This window comes from Clostridium liquoris (genome assembly GCF_002995785.1).
Classification (GTDB): domain Bacteria; phylum Bacillota; class Clostridia; order Clostridiales; family Clostridiaceae; genus Clostridium_AO; species Clostridium_AO liquoris.
Genome location: NZ_PVXO01000012.1, coordinates 1 through 16,541 on the forward strand (window position 1 = coordinate 1; position 16,541 = coordinate 16,541).

21 protein-coding genes and 1 pseudogene are annotated in these 16,541 nt (G+C 32.7%); 15 read left to right on the plus strand and 7 right to left on the minus strand.

The genetic code is table 11. The features are described 5' to 3' along the window. The first annotated feature begins 262 nt into the window (after positions 1-262). The 9 genes from CLLI_RS14690 to CLLI_RS03045 all read left to right on the plus strand — a co-directional run bounded on the left by CLLI_RS14690 (position 263) and on the right by CLLI_RS03045 (position 6,876). Complete coding sequence (locus CLLI_RS14690; RefSeq protein WP_207655065.1) at positions 263-454, plus strand: hypothetical protein; 192 nt, start codon at positions 263-265, stop codon at positions 452-454. Positions 455-1,020: 566 nt separating this feature from the next. Next, positions 1,021-2,010 carry a hypothetical protein gene (locus CLLI_RS03005; protein ID WP_106062774.1) on the plus strand — a complete coding sequence of 330 codons (990 nt, stop codon included), beginning with the start codon at positions 1,021-1,023 and terminating at the stop codon, positions 2,008-2,010. A 215-nt stretch (positions 2,011-2,225) separates the two neighbouring features. Next, a complete protein-coding gene (locus CLLI_RS03010; RefSeq protein ID WP_106062775.1) occupies positions 2,226-2,435 on the plus strand; it encodes a hypothetical protein in 210 nt (69 codons plus the stop codon). Positions 2,436-2,453: 18 nt separating this feature from the next. Continuing rightward, positions 2,454-2,813 carry a DUF5681 domain-containing protein gene (locus CLLI_RS03015; protein WP_106062776.1) on the plus strand — a complete coding sequence of 120 codons (360 nt, stop codon included), beginning with the start codon at positions 2,454-2,456 and terminating at the stop codon, positions 2,811-2,813. Positions 2,814-2,817: 4 nt separating this feature from the next. After that, the gene (locus CLLI_RS03020) at positions 2,818-3,501 is read left to right on the plus strand and encodes a hypothetical protein (protein WP_106062777.1); all 684 of its coding nucleotides are present in this window, start codon (positions 2,818-2,820) and stop codon (positions 3,499-3,501) included. 258 nt (positions 3,502-3,759) lie between these two features. After that, positions 3,760-4,002: a helix-turn-helix domain-containing protein gene (locus CLLI_RS03025; protein WP_242975504.1), complete on the plus strand. Its 243-nt coding sequence runs from the start codon at positions 3,760-3,762 to the stop codon at positions 4,000-4,002. A 12-nt stretch (positions 4,003-4,014) separates the two neighbouring features. Further along, positions 4,015-4,548 carry an HNH endonuclease signature motif containing protein gene (locus CLLI_RS03030; protein ID WP_106062778.1) on the plus strand — a complete coding sequence of 178 codons (534 nt, stop codon included), beginning with the start codon at positions 4,015-4,017 and terminating at the stop codon, positions 4,546-4,548. 369 nt (positions 4,549-4,917) lie between these two features. Beyond that, on the plus strand, positions 4,918-5,559 hold the full coding sequence (locus CLLI_RS03040; RefSeq protein WP_106062780.1) for a recombinase family protein: 642 nt from the start codon (positions 4,918-4,920) through the stop codon (positions 5,557-5,559). A gap of 3 nt (positions 5,560-5,562) precedes the next feature. After that, a complete protein-coding gene (locus CLLI_RS03045) occupies positions 5,563-6,876 on the plus strand; it encodes a tyrosine-type recombinase/integrase (RefSeq protein WP_106062781.1) in 1,314 nt (437 codons plus the stop codon). A gap of 46 nt (positions 6,877-6,922) precedes the next feature. On the opposite strand, the gene CLLI_RS03050 is transcribed toward CLLI_RS03045, so the two are convergent. After that, positions 6,923-7,102 carry a hypothetical protein gene (locus CLLI_RS03050; protein ID WP_009532310.1) on the minus strand — a complete coding sequence of 60 codons (180 nt, stop codon included), beginning with the start codon at positions 7,100-7,102 and terminating at the stop codon, positions 6,923-6,925. A gap of 172 nt (positions 7,103-7,274) precedes the next feature. Here CLLI_RS03050 and CLLI_RS03055 point away from each other — a divergent pair, with 172 nt between their 5' ends. From CLLI_RS03055 to CLLI_RS15090, 4 genes and pseudogenes are all read left to right on the plus strand, one after another. Continuing rightward, positions 7,275-7,829 carry a hypothetical protein gene (locus CLLI_RS03055; RefSeq protein ID WP_106062782.1) on the plus strand — a complete coding sequence of 185 codons (555 nt, stop codon included), beginning with the start codon at positions 7,275-7,277 and terminating at the stop codon, positions 7,827-7,829. A gap of 15 nt (positions 7,830-7,844) precedes the next feature. Beyond that, complete coding sequence (locus CLLI_RS03060; protein ID WP_242975505.1) at positions 7,845-8,282, plus strand: DUF6508 domain-containing protein; 438 nt, start codon at positions 7,845-7,847, stop codon at positions 8,280-8,282. A gap of 131 nt (positions 8,283-8,413) precedes the next feature. Then, a complete protein-coding gene (locus tag CLLI_RS03065) occupies positions 8,414-8,704 on the plus strand; it encodes a class I SAM-dependent methyltransferase (protein WP_106062783.1) in 291 nt (96 codons plus the stop codon). Beyond that, a pseudogene (locus tag CLLI_RS15090) lies at positions 8,701-8,754 on the plus strand (hypothetical protein); the annotation flags it as partial. The gene CLLI_RS03065 and the pseudogene CLLI_RS15090, both read left to right, overlap by 4 nt. A 4-nt stretch (positions 8,755-8,758) precedes the next feature. On the opposite strand, the gene CLLI_RS15095 reads toward CLLI_RS15090, so the two are convergent. Then, positions 8,759-9,013, minus strand: coding sequence for a response regulator (locus tag CLLI_RS15095; protein ID WP_106062784.1), 255 nt, complete (start codon positions 9,011-9,013; stop codon positions 8,759-8,761). A 111-nt stretch (positions 9,014-9,124) separates the two neighbouring features. On the opposite strand from CLLI_RS15095, the gene CLLI_RS03080 reads away from it, so the two are divergent. Continuing rightward, positions 9,125-11,233: a sensor histidine kinase gene (locus tag CLLI_RS03080; RefSeq protein WP_106062785.1), complete on the plus strand. Its 2,109-nt coding sequence runs from the start codon at positions 9,125-9,127 to the stop codon at positions 11,231-11,233. A gap of 267 nt (positions 11,234-11,500) precedes the next feature. On the opposite strand, the gene CLLI_RS03085 is transcribed toward CLLI_RS03080, so the two are convergent. The 5 genes from CLLI_RS03085 to CLLI_RS03105 form a co-directional block, all read right to left on the minus strand. After that, entirely contained in the window at positions 11,501-12,415 is a 915-nt protein-coding gene (locus CLLI_RS03085; RefSeq protein ID WP_106062786.1) for a transposase, read from the minus strand. 127 nt (positions 12,416-12,542) lie between these two features. Next, entirely contained in the window at positions 12,543-12,878 is a 336-nt protein-coding gene (cutA, locus tag CLLI_RS03090; RefSeq protein WP_106062787.1) for a divalent cation tolerance protein CutA, read from the minus strand. A gap of 31 nt (positions 12,879-12,909) precedes the next feature. Beyond that, positions 12,910-13,683, minus strand: a complete 774-nt coding sequence (locus CLLI_RS03095; RefSeq protein WP_106062788.1) for an arginase family protein — start codon at positions 13,681-13,683, stop codon at positions 12,910-12,912. Between the two features lie 323 nt (positions 13,684-14,006). Then, positions 14,007-14,987 carry a diaminopimelate dehydrogenase gene (locus tag CLLI_RS03100; RefSeq protein WP_106062789.1) on the minus strand — a complete coding sequence of 327 codons (981 nt, stop codon included), beginning with the start codon at positions 14,985-14,987 and terminating at the stop codon, positions 14,007-14,009. Between the two features lie 309 nt (positions 14,988-15,296). Then, complete coding sequence (locus CLLI_RS03105; RefSeq protein ID WP_106062790.1) at positions 15,297-15,743, minus strand: hypothetical protein; 447 nt, start codon at positions 15,741-15,743, stop codon at positions 15,297-15,299. 284 nt (positions 15,744-16,027) lie between these two features. On the opposite strand from CLLI_RS03105, the gene CLLI_RS03110 reads away from it, so the two are divergent. Continuing rightward, positions 16,028-16,414 carry a helix-turn-helix domain-containing protein gene (locus CLLI_RS03110; protein WP_242975506.1) on the plus strand — a complete coding sequence of 129 codons (387 nt, stop codon included), beginning with the start codon at positions 16,028-16,030 and terminating at the stop codon, positions 16,412-16,414. Positions 16,415-16,541: the final 127 nt, after the last annotated feature.

Genomic DNA, 16,541 nt, shown 5'->3' on the forward strand with positions numbered 1-16,541 from the left:
TCAATTAAAATAGTCTAGCTATAGGTGATAAAACTAATCCACAGCGTCTTATGATAATTATAGTAAAAATCTTTAAGAAAGGAAAAGTATAATGAATTTTTACTATATGTTCATTATACAAGGTGAATGTTATGAAACTTAAATTGGGTAATTGCTCAGTGCAGTTAATAAAATCTGGTAACAGATTGTATCGAGCATATTAATTTGTTATCAGTAAGCTGCACCCTTTTGAAAATATATTTTTAAAAGGAAGCGTATTATTATGAATTTAGAACAATTAAAGAAAATAGTTAAATCATATATGGATAGTGATAAAGTAATGCTTGATATGGGTACTGGAGGTGGAGAATTTCTTCTATCTTTAAATCCATATAGGGGTAAAACCTATGCAACAGAGGCTTATTTATCAAAGATTAAACTCATTCGTTCAGCAAGCGTAATACTGCAACCATAAACAAGGAGCAAAAACAAAGGTTTGAGATTAACACATTCTCTATTTGATAAAGTCTACAAAGTATTATAATAAAGGCTTTCAAGCATTTCTCTTTCATACTATGTCAATGCAAAACGAACAAATGAGATTCGGTTTATTTGACCGATATTTTATATTGTTTTTCTTATCAAAATAAAGAACGTAATACTATTATTATACTATTTATTTAAGGGGTATCACAGGATGAATCCAGATAACCCACATTTAATTTTAGGATTAAGGATATAGGAAATATAGGTAATCAAATTAAAATCAATCTGGGGTCATTCTGGTTACTCTGGGGATTATCATAAAAATGGATGGTCGGTAATTACATGGAAAGATAGAGAAAAAAGTTTCAAATACCTATGTACTTATTCTGAAATATGTGGTATAATATATATAGTTAAACAAGTACAATAAAATCAATATTCAGATGAATAATAAAATAATTTAGAATGCTTAGAAGAGCGAGTGGCCAGATGGATTGATTCTGGTAACTGGCTCTTTTTGTCGTCTAAAAACATAATCAGAATGGAGGTGGAACAATGGGAGTAAAGAAACTTCAAGGCGCGGACGGAATGAACTTTGAAATGCAAATGACAGTTGCAGGATTAGAGGGTGCAAAGTTCAATGAGGAACTAAAGAACAAAGCAGGACGAGATATTGTAAAGGTAAATTGTTGGGGTGGTAGATTATCAGCCTTTGTGAATCTTCCTCATGCTGTAAGACCCAATAATGTGCAACCCTTTCAGCTTTCTGACTGTATCAGTTTAGAGTTGGTACGAAACCAAGTTGTAGAGTTTATGCGTTCATGTTTGCAAAAGCATTTGAAAGATAAGTATTCAGAGGAATTTCTATCACAATTGACTGTAACAAAACTTGAATGCAATCTAACCATAAAATGTGTTGGTGCTTGTAAGCCAAAAGATGTAATCAAGCTATTTGAAAAAGCATTTCCAAAGGTTACTGTGTATAAAGAAACCGATGATAAGGGAAAACCGCACAAGAAACCAGAAAGAGGAATCACTACAACCAAAGCCCATGAATGGGTGTTAAAGGTATATGACAAATCTTATCAGTTGAGAAAAGATGGAGATTTGAGTGTTGAATCCGATTTGATTCGTGTTGAACTGGTTTTCTTAGACAGAATGCTTGACCGTATGTATTCTAACAAAAGGTCGCTGGAAGATATTTTGACGAGGAAAGCAATAAAAACGCTGATAGACCAGTATCAAGTGACCTTTGATGAAATATGCGAAAATGAGCTAAAGAATGTGCTGAATGCTTGTACCCAAGAAGTATTTGAAAGTCTTACTTACTCTACTTCTGGTAACGAGGTAAGCGATACAGTAACAAGGTGCAAAGAGTTTATTCTTGATATAGAAGTGCTACGCAAAGCCCTACAACGATGGTATAAGTTTCGTGGTATGGCAGATAACTCAAAGCGAATGGTATTTTACTATCGTAATGGTAACTTCGGTATTCCAAAAGATGTGCTTAAAACGGTAAAACTCATGCATAATTCAACAGGTTAAAACAGGGTTAAAAAGTATCAATAATTGTTACCCTGGAGCCCCAAACTTTGAAAACTGAAAATCTTAAAATCATGGTGTGAAACATCATTTTATAGGTGTAAAAACCATTCTACAAACGATTTGGGCATTTTTCAAGAATCAAATTCTGTCCATAATTACATGAGACAGAACAGCACAATATTATCAATGCAATAACAACCAAAGGAGGTAGAGCAATGCCAATAGCTACAATAATCCAACGTGATATTAAATTAAAAAGCAAGCCTACAAGTGGTTTACAAGCTTACAACCTTTTGATAGAAGCTATAAACGAAGAAGTAGAAGAACTGCAAACTATCCTATCCGAACTATCTGAATCAGAAGCTAAACAATGCTTCATCAGAGAATGGAATCCAAATATTAGGAGTGTTTCAGTTCACGATTAAGCAAAGGAGCGTGATTAAATGGCTTTCAAGAAAGGAGTGAGTGGTAATCCAGCAGGTAGACCCAAACAAACACAACAGCAAAAAGATGAACGAGAGCACTTCAAGAGGTTGCTAAAATCATCTACTGCATCTGCCCTTGAATCCATTATCGCTATCTCACAGGACAGGTACAACAAGGACAGATTTAATGCTTGTAAGTTTATCATAGAAAAAGCATATGGAGCAAATACAGCTTTTCTGTTGGACGGTACAGAGGACACTTCCCCTATTGTGATTGAGGTTGTGCCACGCAGAACAGAAGATGACGATGATGAATGGGACGAAGTAATGAAAGCTTCACCTGATGACGATTTAGAAGATTATGAATGGGAGGAATAAAACAATGCCAAAAACAAAAACAGTAGCAAATAATGGATTAAGTATTATTGAGAACTACAACAATCTCTTTACGCAGATTAACGCTGCCAAGACTGCTGATGATGTGAGTGTACTTCTTGCAGATGTCAGAACATTTATTGCGATTTACAAGAAAGTTGACAATACTATGGCTAACAGAGTCTACGAGAAGTTTCAAAGCAAACTGCAAAGCTTACTTGAAGAAAATAACTTTGTGTATGAACGCATGAACAACAAAGTAAATGAAACTCGTGATTGGGCTTATGACTATGCAGGAGAAAAGGACGATTCACAAGCGGTACAAAGCAAGGTGCTTCAACTCATTGCAAAACTACCAAAGAGCAAGACAACAGCCAATGAGAACGGAATCACAACAACTATTTCAAATACCATTAATTCTGGTGTTATAGGTAGTAAAGCAGTATTAGAGTTGTTAAAATATCCTGCTTATGCTGATATGGTATCTGCAAGATTCAGAGAAAAAGCATTTGAGGGTAGCAAGACACCTGCACAACAAGCATTTGAACGGTTAAAAGAAACCAGTTTGAGAGAAGCTGAACAAGCACTTTCTTCTGTGTATTTGCAAGGGTTCCATCTTCGCAACATTGAAAAACAAGCAAACGCATTCAAGAAGCCTACTAACTGGAACGAAACCGAGGGTAACCAATAACCGATATACATCAGAAGAACCCAGAGCCACCCAGATTGAATTTAAAATAATTTGATAAGGATTCCTATAGGTATAGGACAAAATTCATCCAGAGTCAATCTGTGACTTCAGATGATAAACATAAAATTGAGAATAAATATAAATAGGTCGCTATGATTAGCCCAGTTTCCGAGGACGGAGCAAATACAAACATGGGTAATCAGTACAACAGTTCAGTCAAATATGTATTGGTTCCTCTAAGGAAAGGGAGCAATCATAATGAAAAACGTAAATAATGCAACTAATAATATTGAGAACAACGAAGCCATCAACAACGCTACAGAGCTAAAAATACCTCGCATGGTACCTATTCAGACGGTAGCTGATGAATGTGGCTTCTCATATAAAACATTATGGAAGATGTGTAAAGAAAATCAGATTGTGTATATAAAGGCCGGTAATAAGTATCTCATCAACTTTGATAAGTTTATTGAGTTCCTTAACACCGGAGTGCAGGAATAGGAGGAATACGCAATGAAATCTGCCGAAAGGAAAGGTAAAGTAAAATGGAGTAAAATAAAAAGCTTTCCTCGTTATGAAATCTCTGACGATGGAATGGTATACGATACCAAGTCTGATAGATTCTTAGTTCCAAGCAATAATAATGGTTACTTATGGGTGTGGGTGCATTCTATTAACGGTAAACGTTACAAGAAAAGTATTCACAGGCTCGTATATGAAGCATTTGTTGGCCCTATTCCAGAGGGGTTAGAAATCAACCACAAAGACGAAGTTAAGAGCAACAACAACCTGTCTAATCTGGAATCGCTCACCAAAAAGGAAAACTGCAATTATGGTAGCCGAAATCAGAAAATCGGCAAAGGTAATTCAAAGCAAGTATATCAATACACATTAGATGGTGTGTTGCTGAAAGTATGGAACAGCATTACAGAGGTTGAACAAGCCCACTACGCAAGGACAGGCGTTTCAGAATGCTGTAATGGACATAGAGAACAATTCAGAGGGTTTGTCTGGTCATTCGCCAAGAAATACACAAAAGCCGCTTAATTGCATGGTATCAGAATCTATACTTTCTGAACCTATGCAAAAGATACTTCATAGGGGTATCAAAATGCCAAAGATAACGCTTTTGATTATTTTCAAAAAGAGTGTGTACGTTTTGATACCAGCCTGATAAGATAGATACATCAACAAACGCTTGTTCGATAATTCTTAGGAAAGAGGTGTATCTATGAGTTTAGAGGAAAAATGGAAACGTGATAGGCTGGTATTTGTACGCATAACAATTGATGATATGATTTGCAAAGATTGTTCATATCGCTTTGATTGTGAAATTATGTGTTTGATGTACGAAATCAAGCCAGATACGATATTAAGTGGTGGTAAATGTGATTTTTACGCAAAGGGGGAATCCCTATGAAGTATGTAGCATATCACAGGACAAGCACCAAGGACCAACATCTGGATAGAGGAATAGCAGAAATCAATAAGTTCTGTTCTGATAGTGGTATTAGCTTATACAAAGATAAAGTTTATACAGACCAACAGACAGGTAAGAACTTCAATAGACCACGCTATTCCATGTTAAAGGACGAAATACTTGAAAGTGGAGATGTTCTAATCATCACAGAGCTTGACCGATTAGGACGAAACAAAGAAGCAACACTCAAAGAACTGCGCTTATTCAACGATAATCACATTCGTGTTATGGTGTTAGAATTGCCTACAACATTGCTTGACCTATCTACTATGGAAAATACAATGGCTCGCATGATGTTAGAAACTATCAATAATATGATGATTGAGCTATATACAAGCATGGCACAAGCAGAGATTGAGAAGAAAGAGAAAAGACAACGGGAAGGAATCGAAGCTAAAAAGGCTCGTGGTGAATGGGACGATTATGGTAGACCAAGAGTAATGAGCCTTGAGGAATTTGCTACTCACTATCGCTTGGTACAGCAGGGAGAGAAAAGACCGTTTGAGCTTATGAGGGAATTGGAAATGTCAAAACCCACCTTTTACCGTTATAAAAATCAAATAGAGAAAGGGTGTTAAAATATGGCATCAGTAAAGAGAGTTGAGCATAAAAGCGGTAGAGTGGTATATCGCATTGTAATTTGTCAAGGATACGACAAACAAGGAAATAAACTGGTGAAGAATCTTACATATTCAGTCAATCAGTCTGCCACACCTAAACAACAAGAAAAAGAAGCGTTAAAGTATGCCATGGATATGGAAGATAAAATCAAGTACGGTTATGACTATGACGCTGAAAAAATGTCATTTGAAGATTTTGCATACAAGTGGCTTGAGAGTGTTAAAGATAACATTGCTTACGGTACCTATGCAGGATATAAACAGGCATTAGAAAGCCGAATCATTCCCTACTTTAAGGGATATAAGGTAGCTCATATCAAAACACCACACATTGAAGCATTTTATAGAACTCTGGTTGATGACTATGCAACAGGTACCATAAAGAGATTTGCTAATGTGTTGAATCTGATTTTTAAGACAGCCAAGCGTTACAGCATGATTGAGAACAATCCTTGCCAAGACGCACAAAAACCAAAGAGAAAAGACGAGGGCGAGGGCTTAAAGTTCTTTACTCCAAAGCAAGCATTGATGTTTATGAAATCTCTGGATATGTCATACGAGGTAACCTACAAAGGCCATCAGCGTATTGATGATACAGGTAAACCATACTATGTGAATGAGTACACAAAATCCTATACTGTGCCTACACAATACAAAGTGTTCTTTACTCTCTCATTGTTCTGTGGATTCAGAAAAGGCGAAACACTTGCTTTACACTGGAATGACATTGACTTTAAGGAAAAGAAAATCTCTATTTCAAAGTCTGTTGGTATGACGGAAAATGGATTTGATTATAAAGAGCCTAAGACAAAGAAGTCTGTCAGAAAGGTATCTATTCCAGATGATGTAATCCCGCTTTTGAAGAAGTATCATAGTGAGTACCTACAGACACGATTTAGTCATGGTACTGCATGGCAAGGCGATTTCAGCAATGGCGGTAATCTGTTCATTCAAGCAGACGGAAAACTTATGGGGCATACAACACCTTATCAGTATTTCACAAAGCATTTACACCGCTATAATGAGTGGGTGCAGAATAATCCAGACAAAGCAAAGGCTGAGGGATTAGAGGAATTACCGATTATTCCGCTTCATGGGTTGAGACATTCATGTGCTACCTTGCTTAATTATCTGGAAGTCAACATCATTGAAATATCAAAGACATTAGGACATTCAACCTGTTCCACTACAATGAACATCTATGCTCATAGCTTTGAGGAACAGCAAGAGGAAGTAGCAACAAAGGTAAATGAGTTCTTACGATTGAACGCATAAATAATTGAGAGCTAGAGGAAAAAATCCAAAGGCTCTCATTTAGTCATCATTCATCTTTCAATTCCATGTGGTCAAGGGCATATTGCAAAGCCATGCTGATTAGTTCATTACGAGAACGATTCGTTTTAGCTGCTAAATCGTTATATTCCTCTTGCAAGGCTCTATCTATGCGTATCGTCATGGTGACAGATTTATCTTCTTTTGGTGTTACGATAAATTTCTCCATAATGCAATTCCTCCATTGGTTTTGATTACATTATAGTATTGACAAGAGGTGCAAAACTATGACACAATAGTGAGTTGAATTTACACTTTACTTTTGTGTTACACTCTGCTATAATGGTGTTGCTGACGGATTAGTGATTGTTGGCAAGTCCAAGAGTGTTAGGGTGAACAAAATGCAACCAATATTTACAATGCAGTATGGAGAATTTGCAGTTGCAGATTATCTATCAAAAAGATTAAAAGGTGCTTCAATATTTATTCCAGCTTCAGCACAAGAAAAAGGAATTGACTTGTTGCTCTATCGTCACGATAATGGATGTAATAAGTCCAATACGATACAAGTTAAAATGTCACGAACATATTACAGTGAAAAAGCTAATGCAACATATCCATATTATTTATGGTTTAATCGGTTCCCTATTCAACAAAATGCAAATTGGTACATACTAGTGGGAATATATGCAAAGCACCCTGATGACAAATCAAAAGGAAGAGCCAAAAGCACCGTATGGGACACAATCATGCTTGCTTTCACAAATAAGGAAATGGCTCTATTTATGTCAGAAGTTAAACAGAAGAAAGACCCAACAAAGGACGATAGAATGTTTGGATTTGGGTTTGATTCAAGCAAGACGATTTATCAGACCAGAGGATATGCGGAAGAACGTGATATGAGCTACTACCTTATAGAAAATCGTTTTGAAGAAATCAGCAATTCATTTATCTGAAAGGTGTGATGTTTAATGAGTATCTATAAATCACTGACTGATTACTTGCCCAATATTGAAAAAGATAAGTTAGGGAAATGGATAGTTGACAAGGATAGCAAAGGTACTTTAGAAAATCCTATACAAATGCCCTATGTATCATATTCAGACATGGTACGACATTTTACAGATGATGTTTATGCTTTCATGGATGAGCACCCAGAATATGAGCTAAATCGCTATAATGACATCTTAGAAGAAAACAACATTATATGGGAAAAGAAATCCATACAAGAAAAAGATGTATCTTCCTTAGATGGTAGATGTATAATGGCCTTGCTTGTGGGTGCTGTTCGTTCCGAAAGATTTAGTGATGGTGCATTGCTTACGTTCTTCGACAGTGGTACCATTACTAAATGGTTAAAGCGACTTAAAGAAATAGATAGCATAACAGAGGAAAAGAGTCCTGACTAACAAAATGGTCAAGACTCTTTCTATTTAGTGCTACGTTATACTATGATGATACTAAACTTAGGGATAGCTATACCGAGATATGGGGTAATAGGGAAAGTATAAGTTCCTAAAAGTTAATCAGGGTATTACTTGTGCCGAACTATGCAGAGATAGGGAAAGTGCTATATAATATACCTAACATTAAACTAAGCAGGCAGGTTCTGATTCCATATGGCATTGAAGTAAGTGAAGTTGAAGATGACTTAAAACTACCTTTTGATGATAATTTCTTTGACCTTATTGTTAATAGACATGAAGCTTATTGTTTATCTGAGGTAAACCGTATTTTAAAGTCAGGATGGATATTCATTACTCAGCAGGTTGGAGAAAAAAATAATAAAGAGTTATCAAAATTTTTATTGGATAAAATTGTGGAACTATAAAAGAAAAGTTACAGCTATCAGATAGAATATATAAATGTGAAAAATGTGGCTGTACTATAGATAGAGATTATAATGCAGAACTAAATATAAAAGAGGCTGGTTCTGCCTTGTTAGCTTGGTAAACTTATCTTCATTAGAAGATATTACCCAAGAAGCCACTACTTCTAAAGTTGTGGTGAGTTCACAAATGTTAATAGCCTTTTCCCCATTTTCAGCCTCTATAGTTTCATACCCATCCCTTTTTAAGTATGCTACTATAAGCTTTCTCATCCTTTCCTCATCATCTACTATTAAAATTTTTTCCTTCATAGTTTTACCACCCACTTTTAAAAAGCTTGCTTTTTTTGCCATTTATCAGCAGGATTTTTTTGTAACTTTATAGAATATATAATGAAATTGAATTTGTGAGGTGTATTCACCATGTATTATGGCATTGAATTCAAAAAGATATTTGGAAAAGAAAATTTAAAGAACATCTTCAAAGAACATTCAATTAATCATATTTTCATTTTTGCATTTTCCTTATTATTGTTACTATATACAGGAAAAACAAATTATAAACTTTTCCACAGCATAATAGAAACACTAACTGCAGTTGCTTGTTTAAGCCTATTTATTATTGTAATAAATACATATAAAATATCAAAAAACAGCTTCTTTATTTACCTAGGCATTGTATATGGTTTTGTTTCCATCTTTAACCTTCTTCATGGAATTGCTGATACAGGTATTTTTAATATTTCAACAGATCCTATAAATTTATCAGTACAGTTAAATATCAGCTATAGGATTATAGAGGGAATATCTATACTTATATCTTTTATTTTCTTATATAAACCCATTAAGCCTATTTTAGTATTTTATTCTTATACATTAATTTCTTCATTATTATTGTATATAATTTTTTTTACAAAGCTTTTTCCAGCTTGTTTTATATATAATTTTGGCTTAACTAGCTTTGAAATTAAATGTGAACATGCAATACTGTTAATCATGTTATCTTCCATTTTGCTTTTTATTAAGAATAGAAAACACTTTAGTAAAACAGTTATATGTTATATGAGTTTATATTTAGTCTTCACAATATTAGTAAGAACCATTTCTATTATAAATACTACTATTTACAATGACTTTTGCTTAGTTTCCCATATTTTAAAATTTATATCCTATTACTTTTTGTATAAAGCTTTAGTTGAAAATGTATTAAACCATCCTTTAAATATTTTATATAATGATCTATCTCATAAAAATAGTGAACTTAACCTAAAAACCATAGAATTAAAGAAAACTGTTTCTAAGTTAAATGAAGAAAATATTAAATTAGAAAAAATAAAAAAGGAACTTCAGCTAAATAAAGATAAACAAGAAAAACTTCTAGAATTTTTACCTGATGCAATATTTGTTACACATAATTCTAAATTTATCTATGTAAATACTGCTGCGGTTGATCTTTTTAAAGCAGAAAATAAAGAAGAATTACTAGGAAAAACTCCATTAAATTTTGTCCATAAAGATTATTTAGATGTATTAACCGAAAGATTAGAGGCTGAAAAAAATCATATCAATCCATATTATAACTTTAATGAATACAAATTAGTTACAATTGATGGAGAAATAATTGATGTGGAATTAAAAACTTCTCCTATAGGATGTAAAGGAGATAATTTATGTATAACCGTATTATATGATATTGGAGAAAGAAAAAAAGCTGAGCATACTGCAAAATTATTATATGAAGCCCAAGAAAATGAAAAACTTAAAACAGAGTTTTTTTCTAATTTATCTCACGAACTTAGAACTCCAATAAATGTTATCTACAGTGCACTTCAAGTAATGGATTTAAATAATAACCCAAAATTTATAGAAAAGTACCATTCAATAATAAAACAAAATTGTTATAGACTTTTAAGGATAATTAATAATATAATTGATTCTACTAAAATAGATGCTGGATATTTAAAACTAAACCTAACCTATGACAATATAATTCCCGTGGTTGAAGATATATCTTTATCTATTTCTTCTTATGTGGAATCAAAAGGAATGGATTTAATATTTGATACAGATGTAGAAGAGCTATATTTAGATTTTGATCCAGATATTATTGAAAGAATAATTTTAAACCTTTTATCCAATGCTGTTAAATTCACAGAAAAGGGTGGTACTATAAATGTTTTTATATCTCACAATGATGAAAGCGTAATTATAGGTGTAAAAGACACTGGCATAGGTATTTCCAAAGATCAGCAAAGCATTATTTTTGAAAGATTTAGACAAGTTGATAAGTCCCTTTCAAGGAATAAAGAGGGTAGTGGTATAGGTTTATCTTTAGTAAAATCTTTAGTAGAACTTCACAAAGGGACTATAACTCTAACAAGTACAGAGGGTGTTGGAAGTGAATTTATCATCCAATTGCCTATTTTGGAAACCTTAAAATATTCTGCAAAATCTAAGCAAACTATAGATAACAATGTAGTTCAAAAAATAAATATTGAGTTTTCTGATATATATTCTGATATATATTCATAGATGGGACGGTTAATTTTTTTATTTTGTCCTATGTACACCTTAATTTACTTCTTAAAATATGTTTTCTTATTTTTTAACATCTGCTTTACCTGCGTTATTAATTACTAAGTTTAGCTATAGATTGTGGTTAAGCTTGTACACTTTTATTATAGACATGCAAATAAGCCCCTTTACTTAAATAAAATAAAGAATTTTTTTAAATAATAAAAATCTCTAGCTTACATTTTTGTCCACACAATTGTATAGAATAAGTAATACTTCCCTTATCTATGCTGGTTGCAGAGAGATAAATTTATTTATTATATTCTTATACTTCTCTTCTGTAGAAATAATTTCAACTCCAATAGAGCAAAGACTTGATACCCTTGATTGAGTAATATTTCCTAAAACCTTACATATATCACTGCATCGGTAGTTGCAGAGGCTCCTCATTAAGAGCGTAGCCAAAGCTCTTATAATCTTAGCATTTTTATTGTTTTTTACATAAAGCATCATTTCATTTATTCCTGTTTCTTTTGCAAGAAATTTTGATATTTGTTCTGGTTCAAAATTTCTTACTATTATTTTTTTCTCGCTTCTATATTCTGTTTTTTCATCTTCAAATTCTAATTCTTTTTTTATCCTTTCGCCATCGCATATATAAACAAATTTAACATAGTTTTCTCTTGCTTTTTTTACATCGTTATTAAATATCTGCATTATAAATGCCTCATCTAAAAGACCTGTATCATCTTTTTCAATACCAAGATACACTTTTAAACTTGAATACTTATATTTTTCAGGACAATTTTCATATCCTCTTATGCTTAATGGATTATTGTGTATGTATGCTGATAGGGTAATAAGGTAACTATCTGAACTTACAATTTTACTCTTAAATCTATCCTGGAACAAATGTCCATTCCTTTTATGTATACGATTAAAGGTTATAGCATACTTAAAATTTAAACCATGCATTATTTTTGATATATCAGCACCATTAGAATCTATTATAAAATGGCCATGATTTGTCATTAGACAATATGCATATACTTTAAATCCATAGATTTTCTGATAATATCTCATTTGACTTAGATATTGCATTTTGTCATCATGTTCCTTAAAAAGTGGTACCTCTGTTATACTTTTTACAATTACATGGTATATTGCATCCTCTGCTTTTTTCCTCTCACATCTAGGCAAAAAAACACCTCATTTCATAGTCATTATTTAAATCATTGACATGAAATGAGGTTATTATTCACATTTATTACAATTAGTTAATTTTTATTAACCGTCCCTTATTTCTATTTCCTTATTTATATTTACGTTAAAATTCAAATGGATTTAATATAGGAATTATGTTTATAACAGGCACCTCATAAGGATGAACCCGCTTTATTGTGTCTACAGCTTTTTTCAAAATTTCTTTGTTACAGCAAAATTCAACCTTGTATTCTTCCGCTTCGCATATCTTTCCTACTTCACCATTAAAAGGTTCTGATCCATTTAAAGGTCTCCACGAACCTGCAACTTTAGAAACAGCCATACAATTATCATAATTTCCACCTATAGTAAGTGCTCCTATGTGGTTTAAACTTTCCCGTAATTCTTTTACATATTCTTCTGGTATGAAAGTTTCTATTTTAAAAACACTAAACCCCATATTATAAACTCCCTTCAATTTTCAATAATTACTAACTTATTCGTTGTTCCAAATTATTAATTGTATTTAAAATTGTTAAATTAGCTCTATCATTCTTTCGTACTGCTTCTAAGCTTTCAGGACAAAAGTTCATCACTGGGCTATATGGATATTCCCCACAAACATCTACGCCACGAATTCGCTTATTTTTGCCAATATATTTAACTAAATTAAGTAACTGCATAAGCTTCATATTTCCTTGATCCCAATTTGTTACCGCTTGTGATTTCTCAAGAACGTCTTTATCAATACTAATATAGACATTATAAGTAGAAATTGCCGATTTTATGTATTCCTTTATATCTGCTTGTCCTATTTGTTTTTCTGAAAGGATCAAAACCTTCCCTTTCAGGTGTGATGGTATAGATTCCAGCAAATCTACCCTGGTGCCTACAATAACAACTTTTTTAAGCATTGGCAATCGCTCTAAGGATTTCAGTACCCAAGATCCACAGGTAACTAAAGATTCGCAAGGAGCATCCATCATATCTGTATGATGGTCAAATAGAATTAAAGTGAAGGGAGCCTGTACTTCTCTCATAAGCAGATATGTAACATAATGGTAGTTACCACTTCCTATAAATGTTATTCCTTTACCTTTATGTTTTTTTAATCTCCTGTCAATAGATACTAATGATTTCGCTTCACAATATCTGTTTGTATTTTTAATATCTGAAAGCTTAATCCACTCATAGTGAGTTTTATGAAAATATGTTTGTATCTGATATACTTGATCAAAATCCAATATATTCACTGAAACTTCCACAGCTCATACACCTCCATGTCAATCTTATTAGTCCTCCTTCTATGAAGTTTCAACATTTTCTGATAAGGGTGCTAGCTCAACATCTATATATAATTATACATTTAAGTAAGTTACTCTGTAAAATGCCGTATTCCACTTAATTTCCTTGCAATTTTTCTATCCAAACAGTAAAAGCCTGTAATCCATGTTAATTGAAGGATTATTGGCTTTTCTTGTTTATTCCATATAGTTTTTATCGGGGACAGTTAACAAACCTTAGCAACAAAATTAGGGACAGTCAACAAGCTTTAATACTTGTTAACTGTCCCTAATACTGATGCTTTTTAAAGTAATTCTTTTCTCAATTCTTCAGGAGATTTAGGAGATAAATATCCAAAAGGAATATCAAAAACTGTAACTGCTCCTTTTCTTCCTTCCTGTGAAAATTTATGTATTGCTCTAGCATAAGCTAATAATACACTAGAAGTGAATTCAGGATTGCTATCTAAAGTAAGGCTAAATTCCATTCTTTGTTTATTTTCTTCACTGGTATTGCCTGTGCGAATAACAAATCCACCATGAGGCATTCTGCAGTGATCTTTTTTGAATTCTTCTTCAGATATAAAATTAACTGTTGTATCGTAATCTGCAAAATAATTTGGCATAGTCTTTATAGTTTCTTCTATTTTATTTAAGTCTGCTCCCTCACAAGGAACCACATAGCACACTCTTTTATGCTTTTCTCTAGCTGTAAATTTTGGATTTTTCCCTGCTCTTACTTTTTCCAAAGCTTCTTCTATTGGAATTGTATACTGAACAGCATTCTTTACTCCTTCTACTCTTCTTATAGCATCAGAGTGTCCCTGGCTTACTCCTTTACCCCAAAAAGTATAATCCATTCCATTTGGTAAAATTGCCTGACCTAAAAGACGATTTAAAGAAAATAAACCTGGATCCCAGCCTGAAGATATAAGACTTACAGTTCCAGCTTCCTTTGATACTCTATCCATATTTTTAAAATGCTCAGGTATCCTTGCATGGGTATCAAAACTATCCACAGTGTTAAACATTGATGATACCATAGGTCCTTGTTCCATTAAATCTGTAGCAGAACCTCCGCATAAAATCATAACATCAATTGTTCCTTTAAATAATTCCAACTGTGATATATGTATTAATTTACAATTGTTTCCTTCAATGTCTTTTACATTTCTTCTTGTAAAAATAGCTATAAGCTCCATATCTGGATTATGTTCAATAGCCTTTTCTACTCCTTTTCCTAAGTTGCCATACCCTACAATTCCTATTCTTGTTTTTTTGCTCATATCCTTCACCTCATTTTATTATATTTTTCTAGAGTGCATAATCTTTCCTTATGCTGTTATCATAGATTAAACAATATTTGTTTTATATTATATCACAAAATTCATTTTTTATTTTTAAGAATTCTTCTATATTTGGCATGTAAAGATTTATTGTCACTGCCATAGAAACTCATATCAGCATAATGGCTACTTAATTAGGGGACAGTTATCAATTTTTTAATATAATGCTTGACTACAAGCTAAAAAATTGATAACTGTCCCCATATTCTAAATAGATAGATTTCTACTTAGGCTTACATTTTTTACTGTTTATATGTTCTTTACTGTTTCATTAGCTTTTTCAACTGTTTCTGGTTTTTCTGGATCATCTGTATTTTCTGCATTAACAACATTCTTTTCCAAAGTGCTTTTTTCAATCACATCATCATCACTCTGAGCCTTAGTTAACATTGTCAAACATTTTGAAATCTTTTCATTAATCATACCGACAGCAAATAAAGCAAATGCTATGCCTGCATAAAGAGCCAATGATTCAAAAACCCCTGGAAGCAATTGAATTGGTACTAATTGTTTAATAACTTCAGTAGAAGGATATCCCTGAGCTACATATTGGCCAACAGTACTTTTAAATAATAAAATATTATTAGCCAATGATGCAACTGCAATAAGTGCTACCACTGAGGCAACAACATACAATACAATTGAGCTAACAGGTTTTTTTGATTTTTTACATACTTTTTTCTCTTCAGGTTTCATAAAATTAATCCTCATTTCTGCCATAAAGGCTGTAATATTAAAGTAAAATTTCTTTTTACAGTGACCTTTTCTTCTTTAATTGTTGTCTTTATATTACTAAGCAATTGTTACAGCAGGGTGTCAATTATATGTCGATATTGTTAACATTTCATAGTTGATATACATTTTTCTTATACTGATAGAATTATAATTTTCAATAAAAGTATCATCATTAGATTTATTGATAACTTGCTAATAAGCGACTTTTAAAACAATACTTGTAATTATTATCCTGTTTATGTATAATGATTGCAGAAAATCTTAAGCGATTGAGATTAGAAAGAAATTTAAGTTTGGGACAATTAGCAGAATTATTTGACGTAAGTAAGGTGATGATCTCACAGATTAAAAAGGGCGATATAAATCCAACAATCAATACCATTTGGAAAATTGCTAAAAAATTAAATGTTCCATATACTGTACAGATTGATAAACATAAAAACTCAACTTATATTATTAAAAATCTGATGTTAAAGAACAAATCAGCGAAGATGGAACCTATCATGTTTGCTGCTATTATGGCAACATCACTAACAGAAATTTTGAATTATTTTTGCTCAAGATGGATTCTGAGGCAATCTATGCTTCTATTGGTCATTCCGAAAAATCACAGGAGTATACTACTGTTCTAGAGGATGAACTTGTGTTCCGCAAACAATGAAGATTATTCATTAGGCTCAGAAGATTCCGTTTGTTTTTCATCAACAGCTCCTCATACCTATAAAAGCTGTGGAAAAACCGTCCTTAAAGCTATGGTTA

What these genes read in the sequence shown, in the direction of transcription:
- CLLI_RS14690 (WP_207655065.1), top strand. Translation starts at nt 263, where the DNA reads ATGAATTTAGAACAATTAAAGAAAATAGTTAAATCATATATGGATAGT.
- CLLI_RS03005 (WP_106062774.1), top strand. Translation starts at nt 1,021, where the DNA reads ATGGGAGTAAAGAAACTTCAAGGCGCGGACGGAATGAACTTTGAAATG.
- CLLI_RS03010 (WP_106062775.1), top strand. Translation starts at nt 2,226, where the DNA reads ATGCCAATAGCTACAATAATCCAACGTGATATTAAATTAAAAAGCAAG.
- CLLI_RS03015 (WP_106062776.1), top strand. Translation starts at nt 2,454, where the DNA reads ATGGCTTTCAAGAAAGGAGTGAGTGGTAATCCAGCAGGTAGACCCAAA.
- CLLI_RS03020 (WP_106062777.1), top strand. Translation starts at nt 2,818, where the DNA reads ATGCCAAAAACAAAAACAGTAGCAAATAATGGATTAAGTATTATTGAG.
- CLLI_RS03025 (WP_242975504.1), top strand. Translation starts at nt 3,760, where the DNA reads ATGAAAAACGTAAATAATGCAACTAATAATATTGAGAACAACGAAGCC.
- CLLI_RS03030 (WP_106062778.1), top strand. Translation starts at nt 4,015, where the DNA reads ATGAAATCTGCCGAAAGGAAAGGTAAAGTAAAATGGAGTAAAATAAAA.
- CLLI_RS03040 (WP_106062780.1), top strand. Translation starts at nt 4,918, where the DNA reads ATGAAGTATGTAGCATATCACAGGACAAGCACCAAGGACCAACATCTG.
- CLLI_RS03045 (WP_106062781.1), top strand. Translation starts at nt 5,563, where the DNA reads ATGGCATCAGTAAAGAGAGTTGAGCATAAAAGCGGTAGAGTGGTATAT.
- CLLI_RS03050 (WP_009532310.1), bottom strand. Translation starts at nt 7,102, where the DNA reads ATGGAGAAATTTATCGTAACACCAAAAGAAGATAAATCTGTCACCATG.
- CLLI_RS03055 (WP_106062782.1), top strand. Translation starts at nt 7,275, where the DNA reads ATGCAACCAATATTTACAATGCAGTATGGAGAATTTGCAGTTGCAGAT.
- CLLI_RS03060 (WP_242975505.1), top strand. Translation starts at nt 7,845, where the DNA reads ATGAGTATCTATAAATCACTGACTGATTACTTGCCCAATATTGAAAAA.
- CLLI_RS15095 (WP_106062784.1), bottom strand. Translation starts at nt 9,013, where the DNA reads ATGAAGGAAAAAATTTTAATAGTAGATGATGAGGAAAGGATGAGAAAG.
- CLLI_RS03080 (WP_106062785.1), top strand. Translation starts at nt 9,125, where the DNA reads ATGTATTATGGCATTGAATTCAAAAAGATATTTGGAAAAGAAAATTTA.
- cutA (WP_106062787.1), bottom strand. Translation starts at nt 12,878, where the DNA reads ATGGGGTTTAGTGTTTTTAAAATAGAAACTTTCATACCAGAAGAATAT.
- CLLI_RS03100 (WP_106062789.1), bottom strand. Translation starts at nt 14,987, where the DNA reads ATGAGCAAAAAAACAAGAATAGGAATTGTAGGGTATGGCAACTTAGGA.
- CLLI_RS03105 (WP_106062790.1), bottom strand. Translation starts at nt 15,743, where the DNA reads ATGAAACCTGAAGAGAAAAAAGTATGTAAAAAATCAAAAAAACCTGTT.
- CLLI_RS03110 (WP_242975506.1), top strand. Translation starts at nt 16,028, where the DNA reads ATGATTGCAGAAAATCTTAAGCGATTGAGATTAGAAAGAAATTTAAGT.